We start from the raw sequence: 17,536 nt of genomic DNA, 5'->3' as shown, positions 1-17,536 counted from the left end.
CGATGGGGATAGCGGCGAAGCCAGTTTCACCGCAGAGACCATTACCGGCACCTACGGTTCTCTGACCATTGATGGCAGCGGTAACTGGAGTTATTCGGCAAGCAATAGCCAGTCAGCCATTCAGGCCCTGGGGGATGGTGACAGCCTGACCGAGACCGTTACCGTCAGGTCTCTGGATGGCACTACCCACGATATCGTTATTACCATTCACGGCACCAACGACGCGGCGTTGATCACCGGTACCGATACCGGCAGTGTTACCGAGGACGCTGGCATCACCCTGACGACCTCGGGCAGCCTGAGTGTCACCGATGGGGACAGCGGCGAAGCCAGTTTTACCGCAGAAACCATTACCGGCACCTACGGTTCTCTGACCATTGATGGCAGCGGTAACTGGAGCTATTCGGCCAGTAACAGCCAGTCAGCCATTCAGGCCTTGGGGGATGGTGACAGCCTGACTGAGACCCTGACGGTGAGGTCTCTTGATGGCACCACCCACGATATCGTTATTACCATTCACGGCACCAACGACGCGGCGTTGATCACCGGTACCGATACCGGCAGTGTTACCGAGGACGCTGGCAACACCCTGACGACCTCGGGCAGCCTGAGTGTCACCGATGGGGACAGCGGCGAAGCCAGTTTTACCGCAGAAACCATTACCGGCACCTACGGTTCTCTGACCATTGATAGCAGCGGTAACTGGAGCTATTCGGCGAGTAACAGCCAGTCAGCCATCCAGACACTGGGGGATGGTGACAGCCTGACTGAGACCCTGACGGTGAGGTCTCTGGATGGCACCACCCACGATATCGTTATTACCATTCACGGCACCAACGACGCGGCGTTGATCACCGGTACCGATACCGGCAGTGTTACCGAGGACGCTGGCATCACCCTGACGACCTCGGGCAGCCTGAGTGTCACCGATGGGGACAGCGGCGAAGCCAGTTTTACCGCAGAAACCATTACCGGCACCTACGGTTCTCTGACCATTGATGTCAGCGGTAACTGGAGCTATTCGGCGAGTAACAGCCAGTCAGCCATCCAGACCCTGGGGGATGGTGACAGCCTGACTGAGACCCTGACGGTGAGGTCTCTGGATGGCACCACCCACGATATCGTTATTACCATTCACGGCACCAACGATGCAGCGGTGATCACTGGCACTGACACTGGCAGCGTCACTGAGGACGCTGGCAACACCCTGACCACATCGGGCAGCTTGAGTGTCACCGATGGGGACAACGGCGAAGCCAGTTTTACCGCAGAAACCATTACCGGCACCTACGGTTCTCTGACCATTGATGTCAGCGGTAACTGGAGCTATTCGGCAAGTAACAGCCAGTCAGCCATCCAGACCCTGGGGGATGGTGACAGCCTGACTGAGACCGTTACCGTCAAGTCTCTGGATGGCACCACCCAGAACATCGTCATTACCATTAACGGCACCAATGACGGTCCGGCTATTGATGTGGGTATGGCCGATCAGTCTGCAACCGAAGAACAGGCATTCAGCTACCAGATCCCTTCAAACGCTTTTGCCGACATAGACGGTGACAACCTGATTTATTCCGCCACACTGAGTGATGGCAGCCCATTACCCCTATGGCTGTCATTCGATCCAGCCAATGGCACTTTTTCCGGCACACCCGATGACCCGGATCTTGGACAAATCATCGTCAAAGTGACTGCCAGCGACGGGATCCTCAGTGTTTCAGACCAATTCAAGATTAATGTTGCGGCAGTTAATGATGCACCCATTGCACCTTCGGCCGAAGTTGAAAAAATAGATTTTGTCTGGGGTGGAGCGTCCATTAACAACAAGTCTGCTGATTCTCTTAATTTGCCAAGTGGCTTTGAGCTGGGTGACTTTGTCTGGTTGACGAAAACAGACGGGAGTCACGGCAAAGGGGTCAAAATCCAGATCTCCGAGAATCAGGACGGTACTCTCAACTTCAAAGCCATTGAAGCCAAATACACCGATCTGGCCACCTGGAACAGCCTCAGTAGCGCACAGCAAGCTACCTACTTTGAAACATCCGGTACAGCGACATCCGTAGCGACGTCCAACAGCGATACAGGCTATGGCATCAGTGATATAGCTGTGAACAGTGGTAGTGCTGTCTCCGGATTCCTGGATACTGTTACGGGTAAAAACGTTGATCCTTTCTCTTCCGTTGAAAACAGCTCAAATGGCACCGTCGTCGGCTCTGTCACAGCAACCGACGTAGAGGGTGATAACCTGGTTTATAGCCTGACAAATGATGCCGGTGGCCGATTTGCTATCAATAGCGCTACCGGTCAGATTACTGTTGCCGATGGCAGTCTGCTGGATTATGAAGCATCCAGCAGCCACGTCATTACCGTTCAGGTTAGTGACGGTCAGCTAGCCTCACAGCAGAACTACACCATACAGCTAAGCGATACCAATGATGCTCCGGAACTGGTTGCCAGCATTAATAATCAGACTGTGGCGGAAGAATCTGCTTTCAGTTACACCATACCGGCCAACGCCTTTTCCGATGATGATGGTGATCCACTGAGGTACAGTGCCAGCCTGGCTAATGGCGATCCTCTGCCCGCATGGCTGGCTTTTGATGCTGCAACCCGAACCTTCAGCGGAACACCTGACGATAATGATGTTGGTAGCCTGTCAGTCAAGATTTCCGTTTCGGATAGTTATGAGACGACGGACGTTTACTGGTCATTGGATGTCACCGCTGTCAACGATGCCCCTGAATTATCGAGCAGTCCTCTCATCGAGGGAATTGAGGCAGCCTACAGTTTCGCAGATAACAAAGACCTATCAGGTAATGGTAACCATCTGACCCTTAGCGGTAATGCCTCACTGGGCAGCGGACGAAACGGTAGTAATGTCTTTGAAATGGTTGGTACCCACGGCAGTGGTGAAATCTCCGGGCTTGAATTGGGTGGAGCTATGACCATTTCTGCCTGGGTGAAATACGACAGCCTGAGCCAGAACTGGTCGAGGATAGTTGACTTTGGTGATGGTCCTGGCAGCAACAATATTCTCCTTACCCATGTCGGCACCAGTGAAACACTGGCGTTTGAAATCTATGACGGAGCCTCCCTGGAAGGACAGCTTCATATCAACAACTTTTTCACCGCAGGCGAGTGGGTTCATGTGACCGCCACCGTTGACGATACCGGGGCAATGCGGGTCTATAAAAACGGAGAGTTGGCCGGAGAGAATCTCAACGGGGCTTTGATTCCAGAGATTGTCAGATCAAACAACTACGTCGGCAAGAGTAATTGGAGCAATGATGGTGATCTGGACGGTTCCGTAGGTGAACTTGCTATTTTCAACACTGGCCTGGGTGCTCATCAGGTCAAAGCCCTCTATCAAGCTGACTCTGTAGAAAATCTCATTAACGATTCCTTCCATGTGGCTGAACAGACAGCTAACGGCATTGTTCTGGGTTCAGTAGCGGCAACGGATGTTGATAATGCCAGTCACCAACTGACTTACTCATTGATTAACGACGCCGGTGGCCGCTTCACCATTAACAGTGCAACCGGTGACATCTCCGTGGCTGACAGCACTCAGCTGGATCATGACAGCAACCCTTCTCACACAATTACGGTTCAGGTGAGTGATGGCCAGCTCAGCAGTACCCGCGACTACACGGTTTATGTCAACCAAAGCAAACTGTCTATCAATGAGGATACAAGTTATACCCTGACTCTGAACGATCTGAGCAGCAGCGACCAGGAAGCGGATGCCATGACCCAAATCAAGGTATCCACTTTACCTGACGAGGGAACCTTGAAGCTCAATGGCGTTGTAGTGACGGCAAACCAGGTCATCAGCAAAGCGGATATTGAAGCAGGCCTTCTGGTATTTGAGCCAGGCAGTAACGAAGCCGGTAATAACTACACGTCTATCGGCTTTAATGTACACGACGGTAGTAGTTATTCTGGTGAGCACACCCGAACATTTGATGTTGCAGCAGTGGTGGACAGCGTCACCATGAATGATCTCAGCACTGTAGTATTGAACAGTAACTTTGATGGCAACAACCCAGATGGCTGGCAACGAACTAACCCTAACGGCTTCAGCAGTTCACAATTTTTCAACAATCAACTGGTTAACTATCATTCGACTCAGTCCTACAGAAACATCGATACCAGTGACAGTTCAATACAGACCTACGAATTAACGTTCACTCTGCATCATGTAAGATATCAATACAATACCACCAATATCTGGGTAGAATGGAATGGACAGGTAGTCGCAACCTATACAGAACCGCCTGGTTCAAGCACTCATACATCGACCAAAACCATCCTTTTAAACGCTACGGGTAATCCCACTACAGAACTCAGATTCCGAGAGGATCATAACTACTTCATGCTGGATGATATCCAGATTAAGAAATTGATTACTGTAGATGAGGATACCACTTTCAGTTTACCGGACCTTGGCATTACTCAGGTCGACACCGACGGTTCTGAAACGCTAACCGTTTCCGCCGACGGAGTCCCTGCAGGAGCAGTGCTCACTGATGGCAGCCACTCGATAACAGCGGATGGCACCGCTGTTGACATTTCCGGCTGGGACTACGCCAACCTGCAGATAACACCACCGGCAGACAGCACAGATACCATGAATCTGATCTTCACAGCCACCACGACAGAGAGTAATGGTGACAGTTCGTCGGTCAGTGAAAACCTGTCCATCAGGGTCAACTCGGTAGACGACAAGCCTGTATCATCAGACAACAGTCTTTTATTAAAACAGACGGACAGTTACACCTTCAGTGCCCACGATTTCAGCTTCAGCGATGTGGACGCTGGTGACACCCTGCAATCCATTACCGTAACCTCTTTGCCTGCTTCCGGCACTTTAACGCTGAATGGCATGGCTGTGACAGCCGCTCAGGTCATTACCGCAGCAGACCTTGATAATCTGACTTACACAGCCCCGGCCACTGATCCGGATCTTGGCACCAGTTTTGGCTTTACGGTGAGCGATGGCAGCCTTTCCAGTGATCCACAGACATTCACCCTTAATGTGAGAGGCACCTACTCTCAAAACCTTCTGACCAACGGCAGTGGTCAGAATGGCACCTCTGACTGGAACATTATTGAAAACGGTGGTAACGGCTGGGCTTCAACAAACGACAGCCATGACGGCGACGGTAAGGGTTGGATTACTTCCCACCAATGGGCTAAAAAGTCACAAACGATAGATCTTCTGGCTAAAGGCTTCACCGAACAGTATCTGGATTCTGCTCCTGACATCGGTGTCAGTGACTGGTTTAAAGATACCCACCTCAATGATGATTATTACCTGAAAGTTGAGCTGCGGGACGCCAGCCATAATGTCATTGCCTCCTACGACACTGGAACACTGACCGCAAACGACAACTGGCAGGAAGCTGCCAACACTTTCAGTAATTATGGTGCCGGTGTCCGTTATGTTTATTTTGAGCACGGTGGTAATGATCAGGAAGACTGGGCTGGTCACTACGGGACCGTCATTGATGACTCAAAAGTGTTTCTAAAGGTTGGTGATGTTGATCTCGTGGGTACCGATTCCGGAGAAATGATTGATGGTACAGCGCAGTCCGACACGCTCAAAGGTGAGGGTGGCGCAGATACCCTTCTGGGTGATGCCGGGGATGACCTGATCTTTGGTGGTACGGGTGAAGATACGATCAAAGGCGGAGCAGGTGATGACATTCTCACGGGGGGGGATGACAGCGATACCTTTGTCTGGCTCTCGTCTGACCTCGGATCAGTTGCCACGCCTGCCGAGGATGTCATCAAGGATTTTAACACAGGCTCCGGCGGCGATATTATCGATCTGAGTGACGTTCTGGACGATGATTCAACGCCTCTGGACCAATACCTGAGCCTGAACTTCGATAATGGCGACACCACCATCGAAGTGATGCCAGACGCTGACGGCGATGTTACCCAGAAGATCAAGCTGGAAGGCGTTGATCTCTCAAGCTACGGAGGAGGCAGCACCGACTCGGAAATCTTGAGAAACCTGATCAGCGACGGCAATCTTCAAATCGATTGATCAGCCACTTATTCAATAGAAGTTTCTCCATCCAGACCTGTGTGGTTCATGGTCCAGGCTCCAAAGTCAGAATCCCGGATCATAACACCGACAAATGAGCTCCGATCAAACCGTGCATGACTGAACTCAGCCTGATCAATGGTAATGTGATCCAAACGACAGTGGTTAAATGATGGGCTTTCTTCCAGGCTATAGCACTCCCTAAACTGACCCTGCTCAAAAATCACCTCATTGAACTGGGTACCTTCCATTAGAGCTGAATCCATGTCGACCCGGGTAAAATAACTGTTTGAAATCCGCGTCTGGACCAGCTTGGGAACATTGAATTCGCAGTCTGTCATAACCACCTTGTTCAGAATACCACCGGAAAACACAGGCCCTTCCTGAAAGCTGTCACACCCTCTGAACTGACAATCTTCCATCAAAACATTATTGAACTGAGTGCTCGTCAGTGTACAATCCCTGAACTCCATATTCCTGAGCTGAGAACCGGTAAAGTTCGCGTCATCCAGAAAGCCATGAATAATCTGGCTGTTATGCATTTTTAAACCCATGCATGAGCTGCTATGAAAACTTTGAGCCCCCATATTGCAGCTATCAATCACAGCATTATCCAGACAACTCTGATCAAAATTAACAGCAAACAGATTGCAATCCACCAGACGCGCATCATCTAATCGGCAATGTCTCAGATCAGCAGCTTCCAGGGAAGAATCTTCGAAGATAGTACCGTTCAGATCTGCACCTCTGAAATCAGCCCCGGACAAATCACAGCCTTTAAATCGGGCTCCACGCAACTGAGCTTTTTTAAAGTTACAGCCTCTCAGGTTTGTCTGATTAAAACAAACCCTTTCGAGATCTTTGCCCTCCAGTACTGCACCTTTCAGTACCTGTCTGGAAGGTATGTTCATTCCGGGATGTAAAAGATCGGGAAGTTCACTCACCAAATCATCAGATGCCGAGGTATTAGTCACGACTCGAGCATCTCTGAATGGCTCGATAGCAATACGGTATTCACCCAAACCTTTCAGCAGGATGGCACTTTTTCTATTAAGACCTGAGGTTCTCATTCCCTCTGTAACCAGTACATCAAACCTGCCCAGCCCCTCACGGGCATTCTGACGGGTATCGTTATTTTTTCCTGAATCGGACACCACTGCGCCTCCCTGGCTGATATTTTTAGCGATCAAATATGGCAATCATCGCCATCAACGCAGGGATGATTATCTTCGCATTCGGCTGTCTATAAGAGTCGTCCGATGAACGGTAAAGTTTAGAATGCGGTCACCCAAAAATATTGATAACTGCACAGGTACGAAAGCTGCCGAGCCGCCATCAAACAGGGAGCGTTATGGCTCTTAGTCAGAAAACTCCAGAACATGACTGACAAGATCCAACACAACATGCCGTATATGATGGTCATCCAGCTCATACAGCACCTGCTTACCATGGCGGGAAGATTTGAGAATTCTGGCTTCTCTGAGCCCTCTGAGATGATGGCTGGTCAATGGTTGGGACATTCCTGATATTTCTGACAGGCAACAGACAGGCTGTGGAGTATCAATACAGGCCATAACCAATTTGAGGCGCCCTTCATCCCCCAGAAGCCTGAAAATAGAGGCTAGTCTGGCCAACTGTTCTGAAGAAATTTCTGGTAATTCAGCACGACAGGGCTGATGGGATTCAGTCATAAAGAGTTACATTTTAAAAAGTATATTGAGTGCAAATCGCCATGAACTAAAAGTATCAGCTCACGCTGGATTAATACAATAACTGCCATTGACTGATATTTCATATAGGAACCAAACGTCAGTTAACGATTGACGCGGACAAAATGCCAGAAGGTCACTCCCATACTTTTATACAGAGATAACATTCACATCAAACAATGTACGGACGAAATGGCAGAACCTTCAATCTCAAATTTGCTGCGTCTTTAACCTGTCTGAATAGGGTTTTATCGGTAATAAACTACGTACTGCTTTATGACAACAACGGATAAGAACAGATCCTGTAATAAGCACGCATGATTACTTCGGCTTTTCCTGTCTATTTAAGATATAGAGCAAGACTTATCCTTAGACCCACAAATCATGACAGTGATATGCACCCTTGCAAGCTGGTATAAAGTCCAAAATCCCGAGGTTGCCCATCATCACCCACACATTGCACGAAGTGTAGATAATTTCATTGTGGGTTTAACATCTGATGCACTCTCCAGAGCCATCACTGGAACGGAATAATGACCGACCTAGATTCCAACAGCGTTCATACCGGCCTTTCAGGTCGTATGCTTCTCGAAAACCCTTTGCTGAACAAGGGCACTGCCTTCACTTTTGAAGAGCGCAGCGAACTGGACCTCCATGGCCTGTTGCCGCCACGTGTTGAAACACTGGAAGAGCAATGCCGCCGCGCCTATAAATCATTTGCGATCAAGCCCACTCCTATTCTCAAGCATATTTACCTGCGCTCCCTGCAGGATACCAACGAAACGCTTTTCTACGCTCTGGTTCAGCGTCATCTCCAGGAAATGTTGCCAATCATCTACACCCCAGTGGTAGGTCAGGCCTGTCAGAGATACAGCGATCTTTATCGTCGACCTCGTGGCCTCTATATCTCTTACCCTGAACGCGCCCAGATTGACGCCATGCTGGCAAACTTCAAGCGCAACATTGAAGTCATTGTAGTGACTGATGGTGAGCGTATCCTGGGTCTGGGCGATCAGGGGATTGGTGGTATGGGTATCTGCATCGGAAAACTATCCCTCTACTCTGCCGTCGGTGGTATTACTCCCAACCTGACATTGCCCATTACTCTGGACTGTGGCACTAACAACAAGAAGCTGCTGGAAGACCCTAATTACCTGGGGTGGCGTCATGAGCGCATCGGTGAAGACGATTATTTCGAATTTGTCGAGATGTTTATCCAGGCACTTAAACGTCGCTGGCCAAGTGCTCTGCTGCAATTTGAAGACTTCGCCATTAATCACGCTACGCCTTTGCTGGAGAAGTACCGTGATGAACTCTGCACCTTTAACGATGACATTCAGGGTACTGCCGGTGTCACTGCTGCCACCCTGATGGCTGCAGCCAGAGCTGCCGGTAAATCTGTTGAAGATCTGAGCGTTGCTTTCCTGGGCGGGGGGTCTGCAGGCTGTGGGATTGCTGAACAGATTATCCGCCTGATGGTGGGTCGTGGATTGTCTGAAGAGGAAGCCCGCAAGCGCATTTATATGGTTGATCGCGACGGTCTGGTGCACGATCAGATGGAGGGTCTCCGTCCATTCCAGCAGAAGCTGGCTCACCGTTTTGTGGACATTGAGAACTGGTCAGCCGAGGGCAGTATTTCTCTGGCGGATGTCGTTCGTATTGCCAAGCCAGACGCGATCATTGGTGTTTCTGGCCAACCCGGCCTGTTCACCCGGGAAGTCATTGAGAACATGGCGGTCAACCACGAGCAGCCTATTATCTTCCCACTGTCGAATCCGATCAGTCAGGTAGAAGCCCTGCCTGAAGACATTATCAAATGGACCAACGGCACGGCGCTGATTGCAACAGGCAGCCCGTTTGAGCCGGTTCGGTTCAATGACCGCGCTTACCCGATTGCCCAGTGCAACAATATCTATATTTTCCCCGGTCTGGGTCTTGGCGTGCTGGCCTCTGGTGCTGGTCGCATCACTGACAAGATGCTCGATGTTGCTGTAGAAACGCTGGCATTGGCTTCTCCCGCTCTGGTGAACAGAGAAGCACCTCTTCTGCCTTTGTTGGATCGCATTCAGCATGTCACCAACGATATTGCTCTTGCCGTTGTTCTTCAGGCTCAAAAGGAAGGTCAGGCCCCCGTCACTGAGTTGACTGATCTGGAACAAAAGATCAGAGCAAAACGCTGGAGCCCTGAGTACCGGCGCATCCGTATGTCCTTCTGCTAGCAGCCTGTCGGACTTAAGGCTGTCCTACTGCGGTTGCAATAAATTGGTCTAAAAATTCCTGCTTCTTCGTCAAATAGCTCGCTATTCTCCTCAGAAGCAGAAATTTTTATCCTTAATTTCTTGCAATCCTCGCTACGGACGCTTAAGTCCGACAGGCTGCTAGAAATGCAAGTTCTTTTTTGCACGTCGGAAGACGTGCAAAAAGTCTCTCCTTATTCCATTGCTCTAATACTTTCCCGCCATCACGAACGATACTGCAGACTGACAGCTCCCAACCGATAAAATGCTTAAAAGGCTGGACACCCTTTTCAGAGTCCGGTCAGAACAGAGTTAACCGTGACTGAATAAAACTTAAAAAAGGCAGTTATATCCACTAAGCATCCAACATAAGTCAAGAAATAACGTTATAAGTGCCAGGCTATTATCGCTATATATCCTTTTATTGATCTAGGTCAAACCCGCTTGATGCCAAACGAACTTATGCTTCAGAGATCGGGGACGCTGGTTGAATTCTTTTGACCAGTGCAGCCCTGCCATAAAAAACCCGGCAGGCCAGACTAACTCCATAAGCGCCTCAAGAAATCGCTTGGGTTACTCAGCAATAACACATCCAAGAAAGTCTGATCTGACATGCACCCCGCATAACTCTCTCTCGCAACACAAGGACAAGCGAATAGCGAGAGGGTCATGTTTGGTAACATAGGAAATTAATATGAAGCAGTGGATTCGACTTTCCCTCACGGCCAAAGTGCTGATCGGCATGGTGGCAGGTCTGGCTCTGGGCCTGATAATGCGTCAGTTTACAGGTAATACTTTTATTGAGCATTACCTGGTAAATGGCGTATTTAACGTCATCGGTCAAATCTTTCTGACCGCCCTGAAAATGATTGTAGTACCTCTGGTATTCACTTCTATCGTATGCGGAACTTGTTCTCTGAAAGACGTCACAGTACTGGGCCGTCTGGGCGGTAAAACAGTCGCCTTCTACCTGTTTACGACGTGTATTGCCATCAGTCTGGCTATGGGACTGGCACTGCTGGTCAGCCCGGGTGAAGGTGCCAACCTGGAAAGCGCTTCTTCTTATGCCGCTTCTACCGCACCTTCGTTGTCTGAAGTCATCATTGGCATGTTCCCAGCCAACCCCATTGAAGCCATGGCCTCCGGTAACACACTGCAAATCATCGTATTTGCCCTGCTGTTCGGGATTGCCATTGCCGCCGCAGGTAAGCCCGCTGAGCCTATTGTAAAGATTTTTGTGGCTCTGAACGAAGTCATGATGAAGCTGACTACCTTGATCATGAACCTGGCACCCTACGGTGTGATGGGTCTGTTGGCCAAGCTGTTCTACACAATTGATCTGGGTGCTATCGGCAACCTGATTCAGTATTTCCTGGTCGTTCTGGGGGCTCTGGCTCTGCAGCTGTTCATCACTTACTGTGGTCTGCTGAAAATCACTACAGGCCTGAGTCCACGCATTTTTCTGAAAAAAATGCAGGATGCCTTCATGTTTGCCTTTACTACTGCCTCCAGTAACGCCACTATCCCGGTCACTCTGGAAGGCGTAACCCGTCGTATGGGTGTTAGCAACAAGGTTGCCTCTTTCACTATACCTCTGGGCAGTACCATCAACATGGACGGTACCGCTATCATGCAGGGCGCTGCGACGGTCTTTATCGCCCAGGCCTTTGGTATTGACCTGAGTATGGGTGACTATCTGATGGTGATTGTCACTGCCACTCTGGCTTCCGTCGGCACTGCGGGTGTACCCGGCGTGGGTCTGGTTATGCTGGCGATGGTTCTGCAGCAGGTAGGCCTGCCTCTGGAAGGTATTGCCCTGATCATGGGTGTAGATCGACTGCTGGACATGGTACGTACCGCTGTGAATATAACAGGCGACAGTGTTGTAAGCTGTATCGTTGCCAAGAGCGAAGGCGAGATGGATCTAAAGGTTTATAACGATCTTGAAGCCGGTGAAAGCGATGAAAACATCGACTTCCACCACATCGGTGAGCAGCAGGCCCGGACTGTCTGATTGATGACTGACTAATCATGACGGAGCGTAGCTTTTCGGCTACGCTCCTCCCTCCGCCCTGACGCACCCATCCTTACCTCAAAGTTCAGCCAGTCATACTGCTCTAATGATCCTAATCAACAAACCCGCTTACGGCGTCAGAAATTCAGAGCATGCAGCAACGTGTACATAGCAGTTGCCGGTCGGAGATAAGATGACGAAGGAATGAGAGTTTCAGCGGAGTGCTATTGAACATAAAAATAAGCGGATTGGTTTACGGGCTGTGTGGATAATTGCTTTATTATCCTTCCATGTATACCCGGATGCTTGCGTTGCTTTTGCAATTCTTCTCAGCTCCGGTTTCCCTGTTGGTTGCTACACCACAAAAAAACATCCTGTAAACCAATCCGCTTGTACGGTCACCGACTTTTATTATTGTTATTATCTGTCGGTTCACCTGCCTCGTTATTATTTTTATTTTCGGCAGATTTTCTTGCTTTCGACCCTAAATATACAATCGGCGTGCCAGTTTTTTGAAAAATGGATACAGCCCTTGGCATACGTACAACCCGACATATAGATACATGTTTTTAGGTACTTTCGTACAACCTTAATGTGTTACCTTTGGGAAGTTGTCGCGTAACAGTGGGATATTGAAGTAACGTTTACAAACTTTCATAAGCTCAGAGCGCCCCATTCAACAGAGAGTTAGACCCTCAGAGATTTAAATTCCTGAGATTGCCCATATAGTGTCTTTTAACTTCACTTCAAATTCATCAGGAAAAATCATGACTACAGATAACCATTTTGACTACCTGGTCATTGGTGGCGGTAGCGGCGGCATCGGTACTGCCAATCGTGCTGCCATGCACGGCGCAAAAGTTGGCCTTATTGAAGCCAAACACCTCGGCGGTACCTGTGTAAACGTTGGCTGCGTCCCCAAGAAAGCCATGTGGTTTGCAGGACAGATTTCCGATGCCATTCACTATGGCCCCGATTACGGCTTTGACCTGAACCGTGAGGAAATCCTGAAAAACTTCAGCTGGAGCAAACTGGTCGAAAGCCGTGAGGCCTATATAGGCCGTATTCACCAGTCCTATGACCGTGTACTGGGTAATAACAAAGTCACCGTCATAAAAGGTTACGGTCGTTTTGTGGATGCCAGAACCGTTGAAGTGGACGGTGTTCTCTTCACAGCTGATCACATTACCATCGCTACCGGTGGTGAGCCTGCTATCCCATCGATTCCTGGTGCAGAATACGGCATTGATTCTGATGGCTTTTTTGAACTCACCGAGCGCCCTGAGCGTGTTGCGGTTCTGGGTGCAGGGTATATTGCGGTTGAGCTGGCGGGTGTTCTTCATGCCCTGGGTAGTGAAACCCATCTGTTGGTTCGCAGACACAAACCACTGCGCAGCTTCGACGACATGCTCTCCGATACTCTGGTTGAGATTATGGAAGCTGAAGGTCCGACCCTTCACACTCACTCTGTGCCCGAAAAGATCACCAAAGAAAGTGATGGCAGCCTGACTATTCATCTGGAAAATGGTAACAGTCTGACAGTTGATACCGTTATCTGGGCTGCAGGTCGTAAGCCACACACCCACTCCATCAATCTGGAAGCAGCAGGCGTAGAAACCAACGAACGCGGCTACATTCCTGTGGATAAGTTCCAGAACACCAATGTATCGGGTATTTATGCGGTAGGCGACAACATTGGCAAGATCGAACTGACTCCTGTTGCGGTTGCTGCCGGACGTCGTCTGTCAGAGAGACTTTTTAACAATAAACCGGAAGAGCACCTGAACTACGACAATGTTGCGACTGTCGTCTTCAGTCACCCTACGATTGGCACAGTGGGTCTGAGCGAGAGCGAAGCCATTGAACGTCATGGCGAGGAAAACGTTAAGGTTTACACCAGTGGCTTTACTGCCATGTACAGTGCGCTGACCAGTCACCGTCAGCCAAGTCGCATGAAGCTGGTTACCGTGGGTAAAGAAGAGAAGATTGTTGGTATTCACAGCATAGGTCACGGCTCCGACGAAATGCTGCAGGGTTTTGCAGTGGCGCTAAAAATGGGTGCAACCAAAGCAGACTTTGATAACACAGTGGCTATCCATCCAACCTCTGCAGAAGAGTTCGTCACTATGAGATGATCCTTTTTCTGGAGAGTTAGAAAAGAAGTGACAAATTGAAAAATGCCTTGTCAGTCAAATCTGTGGGTCATTTCTGGTTCAGGCAGGTTGCCCGGTTCATGATTTCAACGCCTGCCTGAATGGTTCAGCTGCTCCAATACACCAGTACACATTCTGGTCAGCCCGTTCATTAACGAAATCAGTGGAAATGTGGAGTTATAGGCTCCAAGATTTAACTGATCATTCATATTTAAAAAATTTTTCTCGCTTAGACGCTTGCCAGCACCATATGGATAGAGTGTTTCACTGAGGCGTTTATTATTTTTTACATGATTCAGGTAGCAGTCGGCCTGGTCATATTCACTCCCGGTGAGCTGATCAAAGCCTGACTCACAAGGCTGTAGTGCCGTCCAGTAGAGCACCTCCTGCGCTACCCGGCCAAGCCATTCCCGGTACTCCTGATCTTCCCGACCCAGTAAGGATTGGAGGTGATTGAGTGTGGCAGGCAGAGGCATCAGTCCCGACAGGAATTGATTGCAGGCTGATTCAATAAATGTGGCCGTTTCCTTAAGTGCCTTAGGGTTTTTGTAGTGATAACCATCATCCCTTTGGCGTAAACGTGACCGCACCAGAATCGCCGATACTATGATCTCACAAATACTATTGGCCAGGGCAACACGCTGAGAAACTATGGGCGGATAACAGTGATTGAGGGTGTCTTTCTGCCGTAAACAGTTCTGGATATCGCCAAAGGTTTCATAATCACCCAAGTCACGCATGCCACAGTGCCCAAAATCAATCTTATCGGTCGCAAGAGTATTCCACGCCGCTAATTTGCCAGGGTGAATATTGTCATGCATTAGATTCATGGCCGCATGCAAGGCGACCCAGCCCCGACCGCGATCAGTATCATGCAGGCACTGCAGCATACTGGTCGGCACCAGCCCCATGCTGGTCATGTAACCGGCATCGTGACAGGCCTTAAGGATGCCCTGCTCCGGGCGCTCCCGGGGGCAGTCACTTTCTGCTTCTGGCGAATGGGCATACCGGGCATAGGCGGCAGGTGCTGTATAGGAAAAGACATTGATATACTGCTGGCCGTGTCTTTCGGTCATCTCCACACGATCATCAAACTGGCTAATCAAACACCGCAGACCTTCGCGCAGGGGGAGTTGCATAAAAGCCTGGCACTTTGGCAACTCGCTCTTGAATGCCAGCCTTGGGGTAGTAGCGATGAATTGATAAAGCAGCCCCTCCCTGGCCAATGTTTCAAGGGGTTCCCCGGCTCTCTGGAATTTAAAATATGTGGCCTGGCCACCGACCTTCAGACATTGAATTGTCCGTCCACCGACAATCCGGACTGCTGAGTCGTTTGCCGGACACAGTTCTTCAGGTATATCATGCAGCCCAAACGATGAAGGCATATTCCTGGCAATGTATCGGTTGATGCTCTCACCATCAGCGGCTTTGGGCAGCGCAAATCCGGTGACCTTGTGAGCAGTTGAAATCAGAGGTAACAAAAACAGATTGGTACACCTGAATTGCAAAGGAGACTTATGACAAACCAGTGGTGCCGCTAATACCTGTTCCGGGAAGGTGTAACCCGGAGCATCTAATGATTCAATTAACCTGAGTTTTTCTTCCAGCGTCGAATGCGTATTCGACAAAAACATCAACTGAACGTTGGTTGGTACATAAGGCATTTTGTTAAGCTTTATTAATCTTATCTGCCATTCTTCTATGTTTGCATCCACTGTATCCATCATCTCTTTTGTAACTGATGCTTTCAGGCAGCACTCAGTCAAATTCAGGTTTTCCACGGGAACATATTTCAATACCGACACATCATGTTTTAATGCCTCATGAAGGATTGCCCCCTTTCTTATGTATTTGGGCACAAACTCCAGCGCATCGGGTGACAGGCTCAGGGCTAAAGAATACAGCTCAAACGCTTTATCATCTTCGACAAATCGTGAAAGGTTAATGTGTGCGGCACAGGCAAGAGGGGTGTTTACATGTTCCTTGTTGGTAAAGACTGACTTGAGGAATTCTTCAGTAATAAACTGCTCTGGAATATCATCCAATACTGTTATGCCACAAGTACAGGCAGTGCGATATATTTCCGTTTGTTGTGCTTGTGTTAGACATTCGGGAAGCTTCTTACACGCGCGGCCACTTTTAGAGGCTGCCAGATACATTTCGAATGTTTTGACTGCTTCCGGGATGAATTCGAAGGCGTCGGCATCATTATCAACGGCCATTTGGCATAATGCTGCAGTTTTCAGTTTTTCAGGAACGTACTTTAATGCTAACCCATTGCGTCGACAGGCTAATTCACAAAGTTCTTCTGTTTTTTTATGGTCCGGATAATACTGCAGGGACCCGAAACGTTCGATTGCAATGGTTAACAGGTGATCACTAACAGGTTTATTTTTCGGGTAACTGCTCAGCGCAGTGGGCGATTTTCTGCAGGCTATTTCAAAACGGGCATCAGTTTTTGCTTCGCGGGGAATGTCCTGAATAACGTCATCATATTTTTCAAACAGCAAGTCAAAAAAACCATCATACAGCCATTGTCTTTTTATCTTCTCAGGCACATAGCTAAGCGCATCACATTCCTCAAGTGCCAGAGCCCGATAGAATTCATCGGTCTTAATCCTTTCAGGTACATACTGCAAATTCCCATAATGAAATTTCGTGCATGCCTGCACACACAAATCGGGTGTTAACTTTTCCTGGGGTACCTGCTCTATATAATAAGGATTTTCTTTAATTTTCAGAAGGTAATCTTCAGAATCAAGCTGATCAGGGTCAGCATCGGGCGGTAGCTTCCCGAAGTATTTGATAAATGCTTTATAGTCGCTGACCGGCAATGGTTTCTGCTTGTCCATGCACACGGCAAACCTCTTCAGGAACTCTTTTAATTCATGACCAAGATTGCCTTGTGGTAAGTCATGTGTGGAAGCGGGGTAAGCTTGTACAGAAGACCATTCCATAGGGGATTGTGTAACAGCAGAAGGATCAGACATATTTCTGACGGGTAAGCCGTCTTGTTCACGCCCCTGCAAAACTTCTTTAACAAGGTATTTGCCCCAGGATTGAGCTGTTGGGTAGCCGGAGTGATCCTTTTGGAAGGGAGGAACCTCCTGGGCATCTTGCGGATTTTGACCAACAGGAGGAAAAGATGGGCTCCCTGAAAGATTCATTTTGCTGAACTCCCTGTTAGAAATAGCTATAAATGAATGATTATTTTTGAAATGTTCATAATCTTACGGATTTGATTATAAAATCAGTGAAAAGTTCCAGACGTCCATCCTAATCCGTGCAGGTAAGTGGCAAAGTTGCCCTCGGGGCTCAGCCTTGCAAGCGATTTTTGTCCATCAGCTCGTTTGAGTCTTGTTTCCTCG

General features: G+C 49.0%; 7 protein-coding genes. 4 read left to right on the top strand and 3 right to left on the bottom strand.

Features of this window, described 5'->3' with window-relative positions:
- On the top strand, positions 1-6,055 hold a 6,055-nt coding region (locus KBW69_RS11595), incomplete at its 5' end, for a VCBS domain-containing protein (RefSeq protein ID WP_257280955.1).
- Between the two features lie 8 nt (positions 6,056-6,063).
- Here KBW69_RS11595 and KBW69_RS11590 read toward each other — a convergent pair.
- Positions 6,064-7,209: a pentapeptide repeat-containing protein gene (locus KBW69_RS11590; protein WP_257280954.1), complete on the bottom strand. Its 1,146-nt coding sequence runs from the start codon at positions 7,207-7,209 to the stop codon at positions 6,064-6,066.
- 204 nt (positions 7,210-7,413) lie between these two features.
- Positions 7,414-7,746 carry a helix-turn-helix transcriptional regulator gene (locus KBW69_RS11585; protein ID WP_257280953.1) on the bottom strand — a complete coding sequence of 111 codons (333 nt, stop codon included), beginning with the start codon at positions 7,744-7,746 and terminating at the stop codon, positions 7,414-7,416.
- A gap of 551 nt (positions 7,747-8,297) precedes the next feature.
- Here KBW69_RS11585 and KBW69_RS11580 point away from each other — a divergent pair.
- The 3 genes from KBW69_RS11580 to gorA all read left to right on the top strand — a co-directional run bounded on the left by KBW69_RS11580 (position 8,298) and on the right by gorA (position 14,150).
- Positions 8,298-9,983, top strand: coding sequence for an NAD-dependent malic enzyme (locus tag KBW69_RS11580; RefSeq protein ID WP_257254881.1), 1,686 nt, complete (start codon positions 8,298-8,300; stop codon positions 9,981-9,983).
- A 712-nt stretch (positions 9,984-10,695) separates the two neighbouring features.
- On the top strand, positions 10,696-12,015 hold the full coding sequence (locus KBW69_RS11575) for a dicarboxylate/amino acid:cation symporter (RefSeq protein WP_257254255.1): 1,320 nt from the start codon (positions 10,696-10,698) through the stop codon (positions 12,013-12,015).
- 767 nt (positions 12,016-12,782) lie between these two features.
- Entirely contained in the window at positions 12,783-14,150 is a 1,368-nt protein-coding gene (gene gorA, locus KBW69_RS11570) for a glutathione-disulfide reductase (protein ID WP_257254254.1), read from the top strand.
- Between the two features lie 104 nt (positions 14,151-14,254).
- On the opposite strand, the gene KBW69_RS11565 is transcribed toward gorA, so the two are convergent.
- Positions 14,255-17,335, bottom strand: a complete 3,081-nt coding sequence (locus tag KBW69_RS11565; protein ID WP_257280952.1) for a DUF4116 domain-containing protein — start codon at positions 17,333-17,335, stop codon at positions 14,255-14,257.
- Between the last annotated feature and the right edge of the window lie 201 nt (positions 17,336-17,536).

The sequence above is a fragment of the Endozoicomonas sp. ISHI1 genome (assembly GCF_024606225.1).
Taxonomy (GTDB): domain Bacteria; phylum Pseudomonadota; class Gammaproteobacteria; order Pseudomonadales; family Endozoicomonadaceae; genus Endozoicomonas_A.
Note: the sequence above shows the minus strand (reverse complement) of the source record. Positions and strands in the feature narration are given on the sequence as shown.

Bases quoted from the DNA above. Each gene is read 5' to 3' on its own strand.
- KBW69_RS11585 (WP_257280953.1), bottom strand. From the start codon at position 7,746: ATGACTGAATCCCATCAGCCCTGTCGTGCTGAATTACCAGAAATTTCT.
- KBW69_RS11580 (WP_257254881.1), top strand. From the start codon at position 8,298: ATGACCGACCTAGATTCCAACAGCGTTCATACCGGCCTTTCAGGTCGT.
- KBW69_RS11575 (WP_257254255.1), top strand. From the start codon at position 10,696: ATGAAGCAGTGGATTCGACTTTCCCTCACGGCCAAAGTGCTGATCGGC.
- gorA (WP_257254254.1), top strand. From the start codon at position 12,783: ATGACTACAGATAACCATTTTGACTACCTGGTCATTGGTGGCGGTAGC.
- KBW69_RS11565 (WP_257280952.1), bottom strand. From the start codon at position 17,335: ATGAATCTTTCAGGGAGCCCATCTTTTCCTCCTGTTGGTCAAAATCCG.